At 38.1% G+C, this 20,569-nt stretch carries 15 protein-coding genes; 10 read left to right on the top strand and 5 right to left on the bottom strand.

The window, feature by feature from the left end; translation table 11 throughout:
• The first annotated feature begins 112 nt into the window (after positions 1 to 112).
• The 10 genes from J4N40_RS09610 to J4N40_RS09565 all read left to right on the top strand — a co-directional run bounded on the left by J4N40_RS09610 (position 113) and on the right by J4N40_RS09565 (position 14,717).
• Entirely contained in the window at positions 113 to 286 is a 174-nt protein-coding gene (locus tag J4N40_RS09610) for a hypothetical protein (protein ID WP_154219024.1), read from the top strand.
• A 1,017-nt stretch (positions 287 to 1,303) separates the two neighbouring features.
• The gene (locus J4N40_RS09605) at positions 1,304 to 1,855 is read left to right on the top strand and encodes a VRR-NUC domain-containing protein (protein WP_029809396.1); all 552 of its coding nucleotides are present in this window, start codon (positions 1,304 to 1,306) and stop codon (positions 1,853 to 1,855) included.
• Between the two features lie 342 nt (positions 1,856 to 2,197).
• Positions 2,198 to 6,898, top strand: coding sequence for a DUF3320 domain-containing protein (locus J4N40_RS09600; RefSeq protein ID WP_115385931.1), 4,701 nt, complete (start codon positions 2,198 to 2,200; stop codon positions 6,896 to 6,898).
• Positions 6,899 to 7,024: 126 nt separating this feature from the next.
• Positions 7,025 to 7,231, top strand: a complete 207-nt coding sequence (locus J4N40_RS09595) for a hypothetical protein (protein ID WP_029809394.1) — start codon at positions 7,025 to 7,027, stop codon at positions 7,229 to 7,231.
• A gap of 113 nt (positions 7,232 to 7,344) precedes the next feature.
• On the top strand, positions 7,345 to 8,580 hold the full coding sequence (locus J4N40_RS09590) for a DUF262 domain-containing protein (RefSeq protein WP_250156722.1): 1,236 nt from the start codon (positions 7,345 to 7,347) through the stop codon (positions 8,578 to 8,580).
• The gene (locus J4N40_RS09585; protein ID WP_250156715.1) at positions 8,573 to 8,692 is read left to right on the top strand and encodes a DUF262 domain-containing protein; all 120 of its coding nucleotides are present in this window, start codon (positions 8,573 to 8,575) and stop codon (positions 8,690 to 8,692) included. Before J4N40_RS09590 ends, J4N40_RS09585 begins: the two co-directional genes overlap by 8 nt.
• Positions 8,693 to 8,695: 3 nt before the next feature.
• Positions 8,696 to 10,489, top strand: a complete 1,794-nt coding sequence (locus tag J4N40_RS09580) for a DUF262 domain-containing protein (protein WP_318098384.1) — start codon at positions 8,696 to 8,698, stop codon at positions 10,487 to 10,489.
• Between the two features lie 299 nt (positions 10,490 to 10,788).
• Positions 10,789 to 11,565 (top strand): TIGR02391 family protein, encoded by a 777-nt coding sequence (locus J4N40_RS09575; RefSeq protein WP_115385932.1) that lies wholly within the window; start codon positions 10,789 to 10,791, stop codon positions 11,563 to 11,565.
• 175 nt (positions 11,566 to 11,740) lie between these two features.
• Positions 11,741 to 13,858, top strand: coding sequence for a retron Eco8 family effector endonuclease (locus tag J4N40_RS09570; RefSeq protein WP_029809391.1), 2,118 nt, complete (start codon positions 11,741 to 11,743; stop codon positions 13,856 to 13,858).
• 175 nt (positions 13,859 to 14,033) lie between these two features.
• The gene (locus tag J4N40_RS09565) at positions 14,034 to 14,717 is read left to right on the top strand and encodes a reverse transcriptase domain-containing protein (protein ID WP_250654216.1); all 684 of its coding nucleotides are present in this window, start codon (positions 14,034 to 14,036) and stop codon (positions 14,715 to 14,717) included.
• Between the two features lie 766 nt (positions 14,718 to 15,483).
• Here the strand turns inward: J4N40_RS09565 and J4N40_RS09560 are convergent.
• From J4N40_RS09560 to J4N40_RS09540, 5 genes are all read right to left on the bottom strand, one after another.
• A complete protein-coding gene (locus tag J4N40_RS09560) occupies positions 15,484 to 15,741 on the bottom strand; it encodes a helix-turn-helix domain-containing protein (protein WP_025593110.1) in 258 nt (85 codons plus the stop codon).
• A 96-nt stretch (positions 15,742 to 15,837) separates the two neighbouring features.
• Positions 15,838 to 16,614 (bottom strand): hypothetical protein, encoded by a 777-nt coding sequence (locus J4N40_RS09555; RefSeq protein WP_025591604.1) that lies wholly within the window; start codon positions 16,612 to 16,614, stop codon positions 15,838 to 15,840.
• A 183-nt stretch (positions 16,615 to 16,797) separates the two neighbouring features.
• Positions 16,798 to 18,303, bottom strand: a complete 1,506-nt coding sequence (locus J4N40_RS09550) for a relaxase/mobilization nuclease domain-containing protein (RefSeq protein ID WP_029809388.1) — start codon at positions 18,301 to 18,303, stop codon at positions 16,798 to 16,800.
• Between the two features lie 89 nt (positions 18,304 to 18,392).
• Entirely contained in the window at positions 18,393 to 19,145 is a 753-nt protein-coding gene (locus J4N40_RS09545; RefSeq protein ID WP_115385934.1) for a chromosome partitioning protein ParA, read from the bottom strand.
• 554 nt (positions 19,146 to 19,699) lie between these two features.
• Positions 19,700 to 20,353 (bottom strand): GGDEF domain-containing protein, encoded by a 654-nt coding sequence (locus J4N40_RS09540; RefSeq protein WP_250654215.1) that lies wholly within the window; start codon positions 20,351 to 20,353, stop codon positions 19,700 to 19,702.
• Positions 20,354 to 20,569 lie beyond the last annotated feature (216 nt).

The raw sequence follows: 20,569 nt of genomic DNA, 5'->3' as shown, positions 1-20,569 counted from the left end.
TTTGTTTTTATTGAACGATTTCATTTTATGATAGAGTACATACTCATTTCATGTTGTGATTTTTAATTAGAATCCATGAAACCTTATTAAGAAGCGTTCCAAAGGAGATTGAATGAGTAACAATGTAGGAATTTTTGATAAGATTGTGATTTCAATGGCAATATTGAGCTTCATCGTGGCGTTCTTTAAAGCAGGTATCATGGCTGCTATTGGTAAGTTTTTTTTTGTAATCGCCTTTTTCTACGTAGCAAAGGTTTTGTGGTTTTGGATCATGGACAATAGGTAACATAGCAGAAACGAAGTTCAGGTCATTCCATGCTCTATGGCAGGACTAACAGTAAGAATAAATTAACAAAAAAGTAGTGAAGAAAATCGATATTACATTTGGTCCAGGGCCATATCGCAATTTTAAAGTTGGCTTCCTTTCGGCAAATTTAAAGCCTCATCGTAGAGATTGACAGCTCTTTTTGCGCTAGTGGTTTGCTCGTCTGTCGTTGGTTGAACCGATTAAGTGCGTATTTCGGTGATTGCGTTCACTCGGTTCCGCTGTTTTTCAAGGAAGTTTCTCCACTTTTTACAATCACGGCACCAAGCTTGGTTAAAACCTCCTCTTTGCTGGCTCCCTCGCGTGGGAATAGGGCAGTTGACCAATGGTCTTGGTTACCATTAACTGTATTTTTAAATATTTATTTTGAACGGAGTTAAAGATGAGGACACATAAATGTGTTCCGATGCTCAATGATTCTGATTGTGAAGAAAAATAGGAGAAGGCTGTTATGAGCATGTTACGATATAACCACACTAAAATTACTGACTCGCTTGCTAAGTATTCAGACGTATTTTTGCTAAAGATCTTAGCAGGAAAACAAGGCAGTAATGACTCTATGACTCCCCCCAACTCTTTAAAAAACATTTATTATATGACGGCGGCATGGAAATATCATCCGTGATGGTATGTGTACAGAGGAGAGTATTATCGAGGCACTTTCGCAATACCCTAGTGATCATATGATAATTTATAGCGTCAGTGGTGATCCATTTAAACTTCCTTTACACCATGCTGTCAGCTACGTGATCCATACAATGCGCCAACCAATATTGACTCCGACAGAAGAGAAAGAGTTCAAGGAGGTGCTGAAACTCGCAGGGAAGGCGAAGCCATTACCTAACAGTAACGCTACAAGCTAAATTTTGTTCCGTCTTGCTGTGAATGGTCAAACCATTTTAGAGTTATTCAAAACGCTTGGTAATTTAGGCTCAAATTGGCTTCTGTGTTTGAAGTATAATGTTTAAGGAAAAACGAATGAAATTTAAAATTACGGAAACGGTTTTTTCATATCCACAATCGTTGCTGGACGATTGGAAAAGTGGATGTAAAGATTGGATTCCTGAGTCCTTGTTTGTGCCTCAAGATGTACACAATCAACCAAACTACCACTTCGGAGAATACTATGCTCTAAAACAGTATTTAGAGCTAGGCTGGCATGGTACCGCATTTTATGCGTTGGGAGATTGGGAACCAAATAACCATAAATATAATCAAGGTCGAGCTATCGTAGCTAAGTACACTGACCCTATACGTTTGGCAATGTTCAAAGCTCTAAGGAAGGGATTAACGTCGGGAGAGCCAGACTTAATGCTTTACAAAGAGGATGGATCGGTTTTGTTTGTAGAAGTGAAAAAACAGTCGGATCGTATATCTAAATCACAGCTAATATGTATGGCTCAAATTAAGTCAATTTTAGGGTGTGATGTTGCAGTTGCATATTTGGCGGAAGATAACCAAGTTTATAAACCCAAGAGCTATGTCCTAGATATAATTGAGTTTCCGCATTCGTGGATAAAACGCAACTAACTGTTTGGTAGTTTCAGTTAAAGTCAGCTTTAGCTTTATGGTTCAATGGAATGGGGTTAGGTGGCCAGCGCTGTTCACCATGCTGATAAGTTATTTAAAAGCAGTGCAGACTAAACTTGGGTTTGTTCTTGGAAGATACGGAGCAAAAAGCCAGAGTATCGGTGTCACCTCTAGAAAAAGAGTACAAAATATGGTTGCGTAACGTCTCATTAAACCTGTTACTGGTTACGAATCAAGTGATTAATGTATTTGTTACATACTCAGTTTTGAACCATATTATGTATATTACTTAGTTAGTTTCTATACAATACGGTTAACGAAATATAAGGTTTTAACTGCAACATGAACTCGAATCTTAAAGATATTTTTGATAAAAGCCGTCAAGAACTCCTTGATATGGGTCTTAGAGGAAATACATTACTTAATGTCGGTAAGGGAGCCAAAATTCTAGACATTGTTGACGAAAAGTCTGAACAAGTGTTTAAGCATTTGGTTGAGGACTCAAAGACAATGTCATTTCTCCCAGCTCCCGATTCTCTAGAGAAAGAGAATAGCAATTCGATATCTTTAACTGATTTGACAGCTCATCTTGAAGAAACAAATGGTGATAAAAGGCACGCTGATAACGCTCTGCAAACTCAGTTATTTAGAAAATCACTTGATACTCGCCTACTAAAGCTGAGCACGGAAGCTATGACCTTTGTCCAAGAACAGGGTGTTGATCTACTTTATCTTGCTCTTGGTTTCGTTAAGTGGTTTGAAGATGATAATTCTGACAAACCGAGACATGCTCCCTTAGTACTTATCCCTGTTGAAATTTTCCGAGCTGATGCGGGTGATGCATACAAAATTCGCTACACAGAATCAGAACTAGGAACAAACCTTACCCTTGCCGCTAAGCTTAAAATGGAGTTCGGTATTGTCTTACCTGATTTTGAAGAAGGAGAAGAGGGTTATGATTTCCAAGGATACTTAAATTCAGTTGCGATTGCCATTTCAGGTGAACAGCGTTGGTCGGTAGAAAGCAATAAAATAGTATTAAGTTTCTTCTCTTTTGGTAAGTTTCAGATGTATCAGGACTTATCAGATGAAGTGTGGCCTGAAGGTAAAAAACCATCGGAAAATAGCTTAATTAAAAAGCTGTTTACGGAAGGTTTTGAACATGATGCAACTTTGCTCGATTCAACACCAATGGACGTTAACCGTGTGGAAGAAGTTCAACTGGTTTTAGATTCGGACTCGAGCCAAACAGAAGCCGTATTAGCTGCAAAGTCAGGGGCTAATCTTGTTATTCAAGGTCCTCCTGGTACAGGTAAATCACAAACTATCACAAACATCATCTCTCAGGCTTTAGCTGATAATAAAAAAGTGCTGTTTGTTGCTGAAAAAATGGCAGCGCTTGATGTTGTTAAACGCCGACTAGATAACTGCCATATTGGTGATTCAGTATTAGAGTTACACTCCCACAAAGCTAACAAGAAATCAGTACTTTCTTCATTAGAAAGTACACTGATGCAGCATGCTCCTGTCACTCCAGAGAGAAGTGACGATATAGACCGCTTGGTGTCTCTTCGTAATAAGTTGGATGATTACTGTCTGTCGGTGAATGAAAGTATTGCCAATACCGAAGTGAGTTATCATGATGCTCTAGGTTATAGCTCACAGCTTGAGCGAATCGTTACTGACGCTTTAATCGACTTAGATGAACTACCAAGTACCAACTTTGATTTAAATGTCTGGGATAAGAGTTATTACTTATCTGCTCTGGCGAAGATAACTGAGACTGTTGACTATTTAAGTGAGCACGATGCGCCAAGCCTCAATCTGTTTTCATCAACTACTCTTAAAGATTATTCGCCGTCTGATGATAAGGTGGCTCAAAAACTCGTCTCTGAATTAGAAGAAACACAGCAAGAAATTATTAACCAGGTTAAAGGCCTTCATACCTGCGCTGGTTATGTTTCACCTATCTATAATTACACAGACTGTATCTCGGTTTTAGAGGGTCTTTCTCTTATTGCAGATAGACCCGAGCTTGAAAGCGTTGATGTGAATTCTTCCGCTTGGGAGTCTAAAGGTGATGCGATACTCGAGTTCGCTCTTCAAGGTGCAACTCTACAAGATCAAAAGGCAGAGTTATCAGAATACTTTGTCGATAATGCTTTAGATTACGATTGGATGCCTGTCCGTGGCTCATTGCTAACGACTGGTCAGAAATGGTGGCGATTCTTATCAGGTGATTATCGAAGAGCGAAAAGTACTTATGCTGGCATGTGTAAGAATGGACTTGCTGGTGGTGCAAGTGAATGGATTGAAAAAATTGATACCGTATTGGAATATCGCTCGACTCAAAAGCGCTTCATCGATTCTGCACAACTAGCAATAGATACTATCGGTAGTCATTTTAAAAATGAGAGTACTGACTGGATCGCGATCTTAAAACCGCTTCAATGGGTTCACCAGTGCCATTCAGGAATTAAGTCTGGCTCACTCGATGCGAGTGCTGCACAGTACTTAGACCCTTCAAAGGAAATTGGATTTACCACAACAGAGCTTAACCATGTAAAAGAGTTAATCAGTAAGCGTGAAGGTGTGCTGAACGAATTAGCTTCATTACTTCAGCTAGATCTGACGAACTTTACTGACTGTTGTGACTCTTTATCTATTGATGATGTTGAGTTGTTGGGTAAAGATATTCAAAAATTCTACCCTCTAACTCGCTTTAACCGCTTAGGAGCTGAGTTAGACCGAATCGGACTTTCAAAATGGAAACAGGAGGCATTTACTTGGGCTAATGCGACAACACTTTTCCGTGACTGCTTCAAATATACGTTTTATCGCTCACTTGTTGAACATCAGTATGATTCAAGAGATGAAATCCGTTATTTCGATCGAGTTGAGCATGAAAAACAGATTGAGCAGTTCAGCTTCATAGACGGGCGGCTGTTCCACTTTGCTCAAGAGTCATTGGTTAAGCGGCTCTACGATAATTTGCCAAACCCATCAGCAAGAGGTGAAGTTGAAACTTTAAGACGTGAGTTCAATAAGAAGCGCCGTCAAATGCCAATCAGACGACTGCTTAATAAATCAGGTCGTGTGATCCAGCAGATCAAGCCCGTATTTATGATGAGTCCAATGTCGATAGCGACTTATTTAGAGCCAGGTGTGGTTGATTTCGATTTGGTAATCTTCGATGAAGCCTCACAGGTTAAAGTTGCTGATGCACTTGGGGCTATTATGCGTGGTAAGCAGGTTATCGTGGTTGGTGATACCAAGCAGATGCCGCCAACAAGTTTCTTCGGCAAACAATTAGTCTTAGATGATGAAGACGCAGAAGAAAGCCTCACTGCGGATATGGAAAGTATTCTGGGCATGTTCTTAGCGTCAGGTACAACAGAAAAGATGCTTAAATGGCATTACCGTAGCCGTCATGAGTCATTGATTGCAGTGTCTAACCAAGAGTTTTATGACAATAAGCTGATGATTTTCCCCTCATCGGGCATTAACCCTCATGCGAAAGGTTTGAGTTTTAACTACTTGCCGAATACTACATACGATCGTGGTGGCTCACGAAGTAATGTGGGAGAGGCGGCAGAGGTTGCAGAAGCTGTAATTAAACATGCTAAGACAACGCCAAATCAAACACTAGGTGTTGTTGCATTCAGCACAGCTCAGCGGGATGCAATCCTTTTGGAAGTTGAACGACTAAGAAAAGCGAACCGAGATCTTGAGGACTTCTTTGGAGAGCATGAGGAAGGGGAAGATTTCTTTGTTAAGAACCTTGAAAACGTCCAGGGTGACGAGCGTGACACCATCTATATCAGTATCGGCTATGGTAAGACGAACGAAGGTCGCTTGCCAATGAGTTTCGGTCCACTAAACAGTGATGGCGGAGAACGGAGACTCAACGTTCTTATCTCACGTGCTCGTATGTGCATGGAGGTATTCAGTAACTTCAAAGGTGATGAGATGCCAACGACTGATGCATCTCCGTTTGGTGTTCGTGCGCTGAAGAACTTCTTACATTATGCTGAAACAGGTGATCTCGTTAAGCGAGAAGAGACAGGCAAAGCACCTGATTCACCTTTTGAAGAGGACGTTATTTCTTCAATTCACTCTCTAGGTTATCAAGTTCAACCGCAAGTAGGTTGTGCAGGTTTCTATATTGATATTGCAGTGAGAGATCCAAATAAACCTGGTCGCTATATGCTTGCGGTAGAGTGTGATGGCGCGACATACCATAGTTCAAAGAGCGCACGTGATAGAGATCGTATTCGTCAGAGTGTCCTTGAAGGACTTGGTTGGCGTTTTCACCGTATTTGGAGTACTGATTGGTTCCGCAGCCATCATAAAGAAACGGAAAGGCTAAATGATGCTATCAAGTCAGCTATTGCTTATTATGAAGCCTATGATTCAGAGTCTATTGTTGAAAAGACTGTAAAATCAAAGCCAAAAGCGGCGATTGAAAGGGTGGAAGTTGAACATCAGGCATCTGCTGCCGTTTACCAAGTTTTCCCTACAGAGCAGTTATACCTTGGATATGGCGATACGATCCCAGAAGCAAGCACGACTGCCCTAGCAGAGGATATTCTCAAAGTTGTAGAGCTTGAATCTCCAATTCACGTCAAACATCTAACTATTCGTCTTTTGTCTGCGGTGGGTAGCTCTCGAAGTGGTGCTCGGATAAATCGCTCGGTTCTAGATGGTATCGGTTTACTCAATCGGCAAGGTAAAGTTGAATTAGACGGAGAATTCATTATTGCTAAAAGCCAAGGTGAAATTACGATTCGTAATCGAGTTGAACTCCCATCAAACGAGCGCAAGTATGATTTGATCTATGATGGTGAAATCGCAAAAGCCGCAATAGAGACTGTTAAGGATACTTTCTCTATATCTAGCGATGACCTAGTTAAGTCGATTACGGAAGTACTCGGTTTTTCTAGCACAAGTAAAGCGATGAAAGATAGAACAGAAACAATACTGTCTGAGCAAGTTCAATTAGGTCATTTGGAAATAAAAGGCGACACCTACCAAGTTGCTTAGTACGAACTTAGCCATATTCCACTGAGTCATTGCTCAGTGGAACCCTTTGACCGTGTTTCTTATGCATAACAGCATCTTATGTTCAGCAATAGACTATCGGATTCATATAGTATTTACGGTATACTGATGAAACGAAGACAAACTGAGCGAGCGCACGGAATGGTCACCAGTATCAACAAAGCCAAGTTATATGAAACCGATATTATAACTAGGTTCATTCTGCCTGCGTTTAAAGAGTTAGTGACACTAGGCGACCAACATAAAGCTCGCTTAAAAGAGTTTCAAGCTACTCAACTGTATCTAACTGAAGTTATTATTGAGCAGGTGGCGTAATTATGGCAATTGTCTTCAATCAACCTCAAACCATTGCGCAGTTGTTAGAGCATAAACTCACGATTCCTTAGTACCAACGCCCATACAAATGGCAGCCTAAGCACGTCAATCAACTGATTGATGACATTTTTAACCATCGTGCTAAGCCATGTTATCGGCTTGGTACGGTGGTACTGCATCAAGACAAAGGTTCAGAAAGTGAAAAAAAAGATGATGCTCTCAACATCGTTGATGGTCAGCAGCGCCTGCTTACTTTAACGCTACTTTGTACCATTCTTGATGGGGCAGATAAAAGCATTTCATCGACTCTTCTTGAGCATAAGTTTGAATCCTCAGTCAGTATCGAAAACCTCAAGAATAATGCACAGATTATCTCTGAACGAGTAGCAGGTCTGCCTGCTACCGAAAAGCAGGAACTACTCAACTTTGTTCTTACTAAGTGTGAGCTTATCCAAGTTACGCTAGATGATCTGAGCGAAGCGTTCCAGTTCTTCGATTCGCAAAACGCTCGTGGTAAAACGCTTGCCCCTCATGACTTGCTAAAGGCTTACCACTTACGTGAAATGATGGACTCAACAGAGCAAACCGAACGTCTGCACCATGTAAGTTTGTGGGAACAGGGCGTTAACCCTGATGATGAGTCAGCAAACTTGCACACCATCTTGGGGGAATTCCTGTTCAGAATGCGTCGGTGGATTGACGGAGACTACGGCATTCAATTTAGTCGCCATAACATTGATGTGTTCAAAGGTATCAACCTAGACAGCACTCAATACGCTTATGTCGATGCAATGCTTGCGCTTGATTATGCGATTGAAACCTTTAATGCCGATCCTGCGCGTAAATGGGATAAGCAAACCAAGGGCTATCCATTCCAAGTTGATCAAGTGATGATCAACGGAAAACGGTTCTTTGAGTACATTCAGCACTATATGACCATCCACTCAAGTTTGTTTGTGGGCAAGGATGCAACGCTCGCTTCATTTGTAGAGGAACACACTAAGTACAGTGGCAGCAACCGTAAAGGAGACAGCTATGTGCGAAATCTATTCCTGTGTGCGGTGATGTACTACTACGATAAGTTCGGTGATGTGGAATTAGATAAAGCAGCACAGATCTGCTATCGCTGGGCGTATTTCTTACGTCTTGATTTGCAACGCATTGGCATGGAGTCGGTAGACAATTACGCCAAAACTCGTAGCGGGCTGTTCAGAGCAATTAGAAAAGCCGTTCACCCTCAACAGGTGTTGAACTTTCAGCCTCCTAATATCAAAGAGCCTAAGTTCAATAACGCTAAGGACGTGCAGGTATCAATTGAATCAATGAAATCGGGAAGTGCAAATGAGTGATTCGAACCAAGTAGAGCAGTTATCAGTTAAAGATCTTTTCGATAGCAAAACTCAATACGTGATTCCTATCTATCAGCGTAACTACGCTTGGGGTGCGCCTGAGATTGAGTAGCTTATCCAAGATATTAGTGACGCCGCTGGGCTTATTACTCAATCAGATGAAGCTGCTACCGCCCAACAAGCTAAGTATTATCTGGGTAGCCTCGTTGTTTATCAGCGTACAACTCATTCACACCAACCTAATGTGGTATACGAAACCATTGATGGACAGCAAAGGCATACAACGCTTTCTATCTTATTGGCATATCTAAAACATCGAGAAGTACTGGATACCGACGAACTCGAAGGGCTAGATATTAATTTAACCTTTGATAGTCGCCCAAAATCATCCAGAGCCTTAAATGATATCTATACAGGTAAAACCAATGGCGAGTCAGAAGAACCTAACATCCATGCTGCCTTTAACATTATTCAGCGTTACTTCAAAACCAAAGGGTTAGACGCAGACGATAAAACTAAGCAGTTTTTCGATTACCTGTTAGAAAGCGTTACCATACTAAGAGTTGTTGTTCCACCGCAAACCGATCTTAACCACTACTTTGAGATCATGAACAACCGTGGTGAGCAGTTGGAAAAGCATGAAGTATTGAAAGCGAAGTTCATGGGTACACTTTCTACTGATGAGGAAAGAAGCTGCTTTTCTACAATTTGGGATGCTTGCTCGAATATGAAGCGCTATACGCAGATGGGCTTTCAATCTGACTTGCGAAAAGAAGTATTCGGTGACGACTGGCAAACCATGCCACATAGCTTTGAAGCTATACAAAATAAGCACACGAGCAAGCTGCAAAAGCAAGATGCAATGACGCTACGAGAAATTATCGCCAACAAGACATCCAGCTCAAACAGTGATGATGAAGATCGAGAGAAAGAAGAGCGTTTTGGCACTGTTATCGACTTCTCAAACTTCTTGCTTCATGTTTTAAAACTTATGAAGACAGAAGAAAACGTTTCGTTAGATGACAAGAAGCTGATCGATTCATTTATTTCTAAAGACGATGGTTTGAGGGTTGGTGCCAAAGACTTTGTGTATCAACTGCTTAAGTACCGAATTCTATTTGATAGCTACATAATTAAGCCTGATCAACACGATGAAAAACGTAAGTGGAGTTTGTTAAGGCTCAATGCTTATAAAAACGGTAATAGTTTAAGTCCTGAGTATCCAAATGCCTTTAGTGACCATAACGAAAAGATTCGCATGATATTGGCAATGTTCCATGTATCGAATCCAGCATTAGTCTATAAGCGTTGGTTAAATGATGCGTTAAGGATATTAAATATCCTAGCTACTGACAATGAAAGGTTGGAAGTCGATGGTAGTACGTACTTGATAGATCTTGAAGCTCTGAGTGATAGCTACTTTGATGAAATTTGTGGTGGTTCGAAACTTGAGTTTAGGGAGGATAATGTTGGCGTCTTGCATCAAGGGACGGGCGTCCAAAACTTCGTGTTTAATCGACTAGACTACCTATTGTGGAAGCGTCTATCTGACGATGAGTCGTTTGATGGTATAGGTAAAAAAGAACTTGGGAAGCACTTTGATGATTTCCAGTTTTCATTCCGAACCTCTGTTGAACATTACTTCCCGCAAACCGATCCATCTGGCGCACGTAAGATGGACGATGTGGATCGATTTGGCAATCTCTGTCTTATTTCGCCAAGCAGTAACTCAAGGCTTAGTAATTACTCTCCGCAAGATAAGAAGACGTTCTATCAAGAGAACAATCGTGCAGAGAGCTTAAAGCAAGCAATTATGATGAGCTACCATAAGTGGGGGCCTGATGGAGTAGGGCGAAAAAATATCCTTAACCATGAAACTCATATGATCAAGACTCTTTGTAATCAGTAGTGTAATTTGTAAGAGCTAATCTTGAATTGAATACAGTTAAGCGGACTTCGTAACTGTGACTCGGTTCCGCTTCCATATAAGTTAATTCATGTTTTACTAAATTAAAAAAGATAACTCGAATTGCCCTTATTCCGTGCTGGCAACTAGGAAGGAATCCTTCGTAGTTGCTTAAATCACCTTTGCCTCAAAATGCGCTAGCTCCAGATCTATGACTAATCTCTCGCGCCAGTTCTTGACCTACTTTTCCTAATAGCAGATTATAAAACAAGTTGATCAAATGAAATTATACAGACAAAGTCATGGAACGAATTGAACCATTCAATGCACAAACTTTAGAGGCAGCTTGCCGAGTGCTTGCTGACACTGAAAGAGGCTTAACAGGAGCAGAGTTAGGATATTTAATTCAGGATTGCAAAATCCTTGATATCAGCCCAACGATGACCAAATGGAAGAGGTTGTTTAACGCTTTAGTCAGTGCTCAAAATACGTATCAAGTTGGTAACCATCTAATTATGTTTATTAATCGTGCATTGAATCCTGTTAACTATGCTCGTGATAAAGAAAAATTTGAATGGCGTCGGTCTGAGCTGAATGTGGTTCTGTCTTTCTCTGGTTTTCATGTCCGAGAGGATGGAAAAACTATCCGAACAGACAAAGAGACGACCCTTAAAGGAGCAAGAGAGAGAGCTGGAGCGCTAAGAGTAAAGCTTGAAGATAGAGGTGCTCACACTGAAGTGTTTAAGTATTGCCGTGCTGAATTACTCGATGAAAACTACTTTCATGCAGTTCTAGAAGCCATAAAAGGTATAGCGCAAAGAATTCGGGATATGTCCCTATTAACAACTGATGGTGCTGAACTCGTAAATACAGCATTTTCTGTTAAAAATCCTGTACTAAAAATCAACTCTTTAACTACAGAAACAGAAATAAGCGAACAGAAAGGCTTTAGCAATATGCTTGTTGGACTTTTTGGGGCAGTGCGCAACCCAGTTGCTCATGCACCCAAAATGTACTGGGTAATGAGCGAACAAGATGCTTTAGATGTTTTGTCTACCACATCATTCATTCATACATAGGAAATTGGATATTGCTGTGAAAGCATAAATTCACTTTGGACTCATAGAACAAAAATCCCCCGCCCACTATTGATACATTATTCTCTAGCGCCTAAATTCCCTTTGTATAGGTTCTTGAGTGGAGAAAAAGCTCTAAGATCATGATATAGTGAATAAAAATATATTCGAGTGTATTATGACTGTACAAGCAATCAAAATTACTAATTTACTATCATTCGATGAACTGGTCGTCAATAACTTGAATGATATGAACTGTATTGTTGGTAGGAACAATGTAGGTAAATCTAATTTACTTAAAGTCTTAAAGTTTTTTTACAACAAATTAGAAGGAAAAGAAGAGTTGCCGCCCAAGCTCAACTCAAACTATTCATATAAAGGTTCGATATCAATAACCTTTGATATGACTAGAATCTTTAGAATCGCTAGGAAGCAACCAACCAACACGTATTTCGCATTCATCATTAGAAAACTCGTTCCATTGCATAAACGAAGTATGTTTACATTGATGCGATACGATAACGACCATACTACTTATACGTTAACGTTGAATATATATAACGATGGAAAGGTAAAGTGGTCAACAAATGATAAGCAGACGCTAAATCTGATTTTATACCTTTTCCCTTTTTTCCATATTGAACCTAGGCATATGGATCTACATGAATGGGATAGCTTATGGGATCTTATATCACGATTGAAGTCATTCAATCTGTCAAAAATAGATGATCAAACTATAATTGACTTTTTTGACAAGTCCATTAACGCTGATGGTGAAAGTTCATATAAAAACTATATATCCGAACTAAATAGCACGATTTCTACCAAACCGAGCACACAAAAAGAAAAATTATTAAGCTATATTAAGGCGGGCTTAAAAGGATATCGATTTGAGATAGATGAAAATGATCTTAAATATCACTCAGATGGTACAAATTCATTTCATTTCATTAAGACGTTTTTAAAAATATTAATTACAATTTCGCGAAGGGAGTATATAACACCGTTTGTATTTATTGACGAACCTGAGCTTGGGCTTCATCCAAAAATGAATGAGGTGTTAATTCACGATATCTATAACAGCTATAAGTACAATAACGGTCGTGATCATAAAGTAACAAGACCAAGAGTGTTTTTGACTACGCATTCACCAAATATTGTAAAAGAGATAATCAAGAAATTTCGTGATTATCAACGAGTATTTTGTTTTCAAAAGAGAAGTGACTCAACAACATCGATTCATACTCTAAATTCAACGTATGATAGTGAAAGCTTTATTAACACATTTAGCGATAATGAAGCTAGATTATTTTTTAGTGATTATATTCTATTTGTTGAGGGGGAAAGCGAATTAGAAGTATTTGGCAATATGATGCTATCAGAGCACTTTCCACATCTAAGAAATATCGATATATATAAGAGTAGTAGTAATGTCATTGGGGAGAGAGTTAACCCTTCTTACTCTAACTCCGCGATCCCCTACATGTTTCTCTTTGATGCTGATAAGGCTATATCAGTTAAAGGTCAACCGAATAGTTTTGAATTGAAACTACAAAAAAACGGTAATTATTTTAACTTCTGGAAGAAGACTTTAGAGGCTGAGTTTAATAAATACAAACTCGGATTTAGTAAAAAACAAAAAGACAAAATGAAGAATGTTAAATATTTATTGTCGTGTGATAAAAAGAATCTTAAGGTTGATCCTACAAAACAAGATTTCTTAAAGGAAAGTGATTTTGATAAAATTTTTTCCGCCGTAAAAAAACGCTTATTGGAAAAAAATATCTACATTAATAGAACAACTTTGGAAGGATGTCTAATTCAGAAAAGCAGTGCTGAGATTCTATATGGTTGGTTAGACAAAAAGTATGGCACTAATACTCAATCAATTATAACTAGGATTAATAATAGTAAGTTCATAACCGAAGATATGTTAATTGATTATATACGAGTTATTTTCAATGGAAAGTCTAAAGCTCTTACTGACTATAGTCACTTTAATGTTGAAGCGTACAAACAAACCATGCAAAAAGGTAATAAAGTAAACGGAAACCTAAGATACACATCTAGACACGCTAAATTGCTAATGGGTTTACTAGAGCAAGCCACTGTTAAAAATAAAGATCTCGAGAAAACAGACGGATGGACAACTAACTTTATTAACTATGCCGTTGAATATATAGAAACTCAATCTTTGCATAAGAATCAGACATTTGGAAGTACCTTCAAGGTTTACTTCCCTGAGCTTTATGATATTATTCGTATGCTTCAACCCGATAGTAGAGGGGAGATATGAGTTTTCACGAGTATCTGAGGGCTTGCCCCTCCCTCTCTTTGTTTCTGGGAGTTCGTCTTCCAGTAACTTTGAGTACAGTCCCAATAGTTACTAATCTGGTCGCGCTGATTAATGTGTCTGATAGTACACACCTACGGTGTAATAGTGTTCTTTTGTATCGGGTTGAAGCAATATAATGAATAAAAAAGTTAGTGATGAATTCTTTAATAACGCCATTCTAAAAGGTAATGTAGCACTATTAGATGATTTTTCTACCAGTGTCATTGAACGAAAGTCTGGGGCTGATATATTTTTCGAGATATTAAAAGATTCTGATCACAAAATCGTAAATGATAGAATTACAAGGTTTGTTCTATCCAAGATTCCTGTAAACTCTTCTGCTTGCGGTTTTGTCCCTGGTAAGTCTTATTATGACTTTCTAAGACCACACATCAGTGGTTATTACTTTTTAAGACTCGATATAAAGAAGTTTTTCCACTCCATATCTGTGTTGGAAGTTAAAAACCTCCTGAGTCAGTACTTCAGTGATGACAAAAAAGGTGCAAAATACTCGGCATTAGACATTGCTTATATGTCTATTACTCACAAAGTTAATAATAATTTCGACGATGATGACATAAAAAAAAAAGAAATACTTCCTATTGGCTTTTCATCTTCCCCTGTCGTTTCTAATATAATTTTTAGAAGAATCGATATTTTGATCCAGAAACTGTGTGAAGATAAAGGGATTGTATACAGTAGATATGCAGATGATATGCAGATGATATGCTTTTTTCATCGAGCAAGAGTCGATACCTCCATTCTGAGCAGTTTGAAAGAGACATCTCTATATTTGTCTCCACTCTTTCTCTTAAGTTAAAAAAAAGAAAAAGAAAGGCAGTAGAGAATACTATATCGCTTAATGGGTATGTAATTCAGAATACCAAGTTAAAGAAAAACCTGTTCTTTAATGTTTACAAACAAGATCCCATTGGTTCAATTAGACTCTCTGATAAAAAACTAAAACACTTAAAAAAACTATCTGCACTTTTAAGAAAAAATAGAGATTCTGTCTATATCATGGAGAGTATTTTTCAGTTGAACTATAACAAATTTAAAAGAACATACGGCGAAAACATAAACTTCTACATCCAGTACTCTGATGACCAGTTACAAAATAAGATAAAAGGTTATCGGTCATATTTGGTTTCCTTGATTAAATACAATGAAAAATACGGATGTGTAGCCAATAACTGTATTGTCAAAGTAAAAGAGTTAGTTCGTGTTTTCGAGTCCAATATAAAATAGTTAAAGATAAAGGCGCTAGCTTAATAGCTAACGCCTGTTGCAGTCCTTGTAGTGGTTCCGTAACATTGAACATGAGTATAGATGTTATCCATATATTTTTTCATCCGAGTCGAATGCATATTGATCCTATTCGTAACACGAAAATGTCCAGTTGTGAACTACAATACCAGCAGAGTGATTTGTACGATCTAGCCATAACTTTTCAGAGTTAATATGACGATCAGATGTCTAATTGTATTCCCATGCATGGGAATGAGGTAGCTTGCTTAAAATCAGCGGCACTTTATTTCGTTGAACATGCCGATTTGGTTGATTCTCATTAGTTGGAATGGCTTTATTCACCATTTCTCTTCGCTCCCACTGTCGGCTTTCAGTTCGATACTTTCTCCTTTCGGCACTATATGCATTTCCAGATTTAGCGATGATAAGATGCGAAATAGAGTCTGAATCCTGGTGGTCTCTGGATTAATCTCAAACTTGGAAATAGTGTCTTGTTTTAGACCCACGGGGTCGGCAGCCTTAGCTTGAGACAGGTTCTTGTGTTTTCTTTCGTCACGCAGATGTATTGCTAACTGCCTAGATGATGTTATCAACATAATAATTCCTCGTATTTACCCGCGATAGAGGGTAGTTTGTGCTTTACCCGCAGTCAAGGGTAAAAAGGAAAAACAGCCCCATCGGGGCTGTTGGTTCTATTCTACTTTTTGTTTGAGTTCTTCGATTTTTCTTCTTAATGCTACTGCTTTTATATCAGTTTTTGATGAGTCACGGTCACGAAGCTTTAGAGGGGTTAGCTTAGAAAAGACTTTAACGAATCTCATAAGGCTAGCTTTGTCTTCAAGGTTAAACTTACGCTTACTGCGCATATGCTCAACAGATTCTTTATCATCTTCTTTAAAGAGAAACTCGTTATAGTAAGTATCAGGCATTCTTGCTGCTCTGAGTCTGTTTTTCACTCTGTACAAAGCCTGATGGATTTCTTGTGCTTCAAGAACATCAATCTCATCTTCACCCTCTAGCTCGTCAAAAGCATCTGATGCTTGATGTATCAATGCAGCAATCTTGCAGACTTGCTCTTCTTTTGAATTAATAACAACGCTTTGCTTTTCATGCAGTTCTTCTTTTCTGTACTTTTTATATAACTCGTTAGCTGGTCTAAAGTGAGACATGATCTCGTCAAAGTTGTGCTCAGTAATTTCGTACTTTCCAGATTTCGCTTCTTCAGTGCCATATTTGGCAATGAGGTGTTTTATAGAACGCGGAGAGGAGGGGGCAGTGATCGGTAGCTTTATTAATGTTATATGTGTTGCGTTGCCGCTACTATTTATTAACTCAGGATCTCGGACAATAATGTAAAGTATCTTGCCACTTTTGTTTTTTTGAAATCGCGGTAGGGGAGATTTCTTTTGTTTTGGTGTTACTGTAACGTTATCAGTTAATTCATTATTTATTTTTTTAAAAATACTCATATTATTATCTTTTTATTATTATTTGTTGTTATATTTTAATTATAGCATTTAAATTTATAATATAAACTGTAATGTTATTGTTTGTATTAAATTCATCAGTTAATTTTTTATTTTTAAATGATGGTGAGTTTTTCTATTTATATTACAAAAATAAAAAAGAGAGCTTCAGCCCTCTTTTTTGCATTAATATGTATTTTCAGCGATATCTTTTGGTTTCTTCTTGATGTTGCGTCTTCTGTTCTGCTTTTTGTTGTCAGAAAAGATACCTTCGTTTTTATATGTTTTTTCTATTTGTTCAATGGCTTGGTTAATTGCTAGGTCTTGATCTTCATGTGCCGCGACAGGGGTTATTTTCAATTCCCAGTGGTTCTTCTTGCTTAGTTCGAAAAAGATTAGAAGCAGATGATAGAAGAATTTACTTAGCGATTTAGATGCCGAGTATATGCCTTGTTCCTGCTCATAAATTGCGTGAACGAAAGCTTTGTCGCGTTTTTTGATGCGCTTACCGTGATAGAGCCAGAAATCTATCGCATCTTCCATAGCTTTTTGATGTTGCTTTTTACACGAGGTAATGAAGAAGTTAAACATGTGTTTATCCCATTCCTCCATTTGTTTTTTTACTTTATCAGCATGTGCCTCAGCATCTCTTCTTACTGTTTCAAATCTTTGCTCTGCAAAATCTTTTTGCGATTCAAACAATTCTCTAACTTCGTAATTTTCAATTTGTGACTCGTCATAGTTACTTATAATGTTTGCATCACTTGCTAGAACACCAGATTTTATCAAGCCGCCGAGGGTGAACTTGTTACCGCTCCTGAGCTTAGAAGCGGGTATGATGAAGTCATTGTATTTGTAAACAAGACCAACGAATTTTTCGTTGCTTCTGTCTTCTTTAAGTATTGTTTCGACGCCATTTCTTAACAGTGCTATTTGATAAAGAGCTAAGCTCGCTTTAGTAGTGTGCTCATCGCTTACACCTAGTTTCTCTAGATTTTTGGCTCTAGCTCGTACTAGCGCTGGCAGCTCTTTAATGCTTGACTCAACTAAGCGTCTCATCATCAACTTCACTGAGTGAGAGTACTTGTCAGAAACGACTGCTTCGCCCCTTGCTAGTATCTCTGATGAGTTTTCTAGCTGTATTAATCCAAACTCTTTTTCTTGTTCGCGCATGATTTCTTGTGCAGCTTCAACAGACATCCAGTTGCTGATGACTTTGTTTGTTTCCAAGTCTTGTGTTGATACAGTTATGTGTACGTGCTGAGAATCAGTATCTTCGTGTCTAAACGCGATGTAGCGTGCGTTTTCGTAACCTAGGTGATTCATAGTCTTTTTTACTGTTTTACGCCACTGCTTGTCTGTAAGTCGCTCTCCTTCGTCTATAGATATGACGAAGTGGCGGAAAGGGTGTTTGACTGTAGGGTTGTGCTTATAGCTGCTTTGCAGTTCAGTGATAGCATCGTGCCAGTCAGCGCCAGTAGCCAGTTCGCTCATCTCAACTGGAATGGATTCGATTTCATTAGCGCAGATGAAGAAGGAGTGTCCTTGGGATACTGGAGCATGTTTTGTTTTACCAGCTCCGTACTTCACTAGGTTGTCGGCGTCTTTTTGTTTAGCGCCATATTCCACGAGGTTCTGAGCGTCCTTAGCGGTTTGCTGACTTCTTGTGCATTCTAGTTCTGTAAATATCATTTTATTGTCTCTTTATTATTATCGTTAGTGAGAAAGTAATAAGAAATGGTAGATAAATCCGCCTTAAAAATAAGGCGGGAGTTTAGGCTTTATAATTCAGCTTCTTCTAGTATCTTTTGTTTGCATATCTCATCTAACTGACGCGAAGATAAGTACTTTAAAGCTAGTATTTTAGCTGTTGCTGATGAGTGAGAATCTATTGCTAGCTTGCGTATAATATTAACGATCTTCTCAAGTTCTTTAATGCCTCTACTCAGTTCAGCTATCTCAGCGCTGTCAGCATCCTCAAGATCTTCTGCAAGCACTTGCAGGGCTTTTGATAGCTCCTTGGTTTCTTTAAAGTAGTTTGAATACGCTTCGTCATTGTTTGGTCGTGGTTCGACTTGATTTAAAGCTACGTCTCTAAGAAAAGCAGCGTTAGAGCGGTAGTTGTAACTTTTCTTGTTAGCGATGAAGCGCTCGTGCTGTTCTGCTGTTATATGTGTTTTTAATGCAATATTGTATAAGTCTTTAGTTTCTTTGCGCTCTTCTTTGAATCCGTTTTTCACTGCATCGAGGATGCGAAATGATTCAGTAACAACATCATCGTTAAAGCTATCTGCATTATTTTTAGCGTAAATACTTTTTAAAATGCAATTACAAAAATGCGCATGAGAACTTAGCGTAAGTTTAGATGTGTTTGAAAAAGGTGGAAGTAGGGAAGGTACAACAACTTGTAATTCTTCTAAGCTGTAATCTGTTTTCTCAATAAGCGATCTTAGCTTATCTTTATTTTCTCTTTTAGTGTTGGATACTATTTCTCTTATTGCGTCATCTAGTTCTTCTTTTAATGATAAGTTCATTTTATTATTTCTCTTTTTATTATTATTTTATTTTTATTATCTATAGAGCAACAGCGTGCGACTTAGCGATAACTGCGAAGCATGTTAGCGCAACCGACTAGCGGGAGGCTAAAGCTACAAACGACCTATTTGGAACAAATAGGGAAGAGCAGTATCCGCTTGTTAATTTCTTTTTTCTTATATTATAACCATAAATACTATGAAATTATAGTTTATTTTTATTCTTTACTTTATATAATCAGGTTTAATTTGTTGGTTGTTTTAAAAGCTATCGCACTAATAAATATAAATATTTAGATTATTTAAAATGATAAAAGGTGATTTATTTTAAATTTTCAAATAACAAAGTAAATGCTATTTATATTTTTCATGCACTATTTATTATGCTATTTATTTTTTTGTAAATTAAATTGTTTTTCTTATGGGTGTCTATATTTTATGGTTTAACTTTTGGTTGAATGTAGGTATAAAAACCATAATTTTTAATGTTATCTTGATAAGATAATAATAAGTTTATTAACCGAGGGCTAATATGTTATTGGTTTGTTTATATGTTAAATCGTCCGTGTTGTTGGAGTTCTTTTCCTTATTGTAAACTTTTCTCGTTTAGACACATACATAGAAGAATCAGCCAGTTCAATCATATCCTGACTGGTTTTAGTTGGGTTATCAGAGTGCTTGTCGTATAAATAATATCCTGTTGAAACTGTAACTTTGATTTTTTGTGCATTGAAGCTCAGTGGGTTGGTTTGTTTAAGTAATTCATCTAGTGCCAAGCACCATTCATGTACTTGACTTTCTGTGTAATTTGGTAAGATCGCAATAAATTCGTCTCCTCCTAGACGGGATATGCAGTGTGCAGGCTTTTCCAATAATTTTAAAGTTGAACCAAAGAGTTTCAACGCCTCATCACCTAAGATATGACCACCATAATCATTGATTAATTTTAAATTATCCATATCCATAAATACTACAGCTATAGTATGAATCTCATTGTTTTTCAAAGACGAATCTATAGCGTTCAGGGCAGCTTCACGGCTCTTAAGCTTTGTTAGATAATCATGATTAAGTCGTGATTCAAGTTGCGTGATTTTTTGCATAAGTTCTTTGTTTTTTTGCTCTAAATGAAAAATCGTTTCTTGCAGCGTTTTCTCGTAGCGAGAGTTAACTCTGTCTTCGTGTCTCTCAATAGAATCAAATACCATCATTCACCCAACATCAGTTTTAACACAGGCGTTGAGAATACATAGTACTACGTCGTAATGTGTCGTATTTGTTTTGCTTATTATCCAACAGAAGTATCAATAACAGATTTTAATTTGCATAGAGAGCTGATCTAAACCTGAGCTATGTGGAGGTGATTCTTATTGTAATCCATATCGAGATATTGATTGATTTGCGTTCATGTGACTTTTTCTGTCTTC

The organism is Vibrio sp. SCSIO 43097 (assembly GCF_023650755.1).
Classification (GTDB): Bacteria; Pseudomonadota; Gammaproteobacteria; order Enterobacterales; family Vibrionaceae; genus Vibrio; species Vibrio alginolyticus.
This window is presented reverse-complemented; position numbering and strand designations above follow the sequence as displayed.

What these genes read in the sequence shown, in the direction of transcription:
- J4N40_RS09610 (WP_154219024.1), top strand. Translation starts at nt 113, where the DNA reads ATGAGTAACAATGTAGGAATTTTTGATAAGATTGTGATTTCAATGGCA.
- J4N40_RS09605 (WP_029809396.1), top strand. Translation starts at nt 1,304, where the DNA reads ATGAAATTTAAAATTACGGAAACGGTTTTTTCATATCCACAATCGTTG.
- J4N40_RS09600 (WP_115385931.1), top strand. Translation starts at nt 2,198, where the DNA reads ATGAACTCGAATCTTAAAGATATTTTTGATAAAAGCCGTCAAGAACTC.
- J4N40_RS09595 (WP_029809394.1), top strand. Translation starts at nt 7,025, where the DNA reads ATGAAACGAAGACAAACTGAGCGAGCGCACGGAATGGTCACCAGTATC.
- J4N40_RS09585 (WP_250156715.1), top strand. Translation starts at nt 8,573, where the DNA reads ATGAGTGATTCGAACCAAGTAGAGCAGTTATCAGTTAAAGATCTTTTC.
- J4N40_RS09575 (WP_115385932.1), top strand. Translation starts at nt 10,789, where the DNA reads ATGGAACGAATTGAACCATTCAATGCACAAACTTTAGAGGCAGCTTGC.
- J4N40_RS09570 (WP_029809391.1), top strand. Translation starts at nt 11,741, where the DNA reads ATGACTGTACAAGCAATCAAAATTACTAATTTACTATCATTCGATGAA.
- J4N40_RS09565 (WP_250654216.1), top strand. Translation starts at nt 14,034, where the DNA reads ATGAATAAAAAAGTTAGTGATGAATTCTTTAATAACGCCATTCTAAAA.
- J4N40_RS09560 (WP_025593110.1), bottom strand. Translation starts at nt 15,741, where the DNA reads ATGTTGATAACATCATCTAGGCAGTTAGCAATACATCTGCGTGACGAA.
- J4N40_RS09555 (WP_025591604.1), bottom strand. Translation starts at nt 16,614, where the DNA reads ATGAGTATTTTTAAAAAAATAAATAATGAATTAACTGATAACGTTACA.
- J4N40_RS09550 (WP_029809388.1), bottom strand. Translation starts at nt 18,303, where the DNA reads ATGATATTTACAGAACTAGAATGCACAAGAAGTCAGCAAACCGCTAAG.
- J4N40_RS09545 (WP_115385934.1), bottom strand. Translation starts at nt 19,145, where the DNA reads ATGAACTTATCATTAAAAGAAGAACTAGATGACGCAATAAGAGAAATA.
- J4N40_RS09540 (WP_250654215.1), bottom strand. Translation starts at nt 20,353, where the DNA reads ATGATGGTATTTGATTCTATTGAGAGACACGAAGACAGAGTTAACTCT.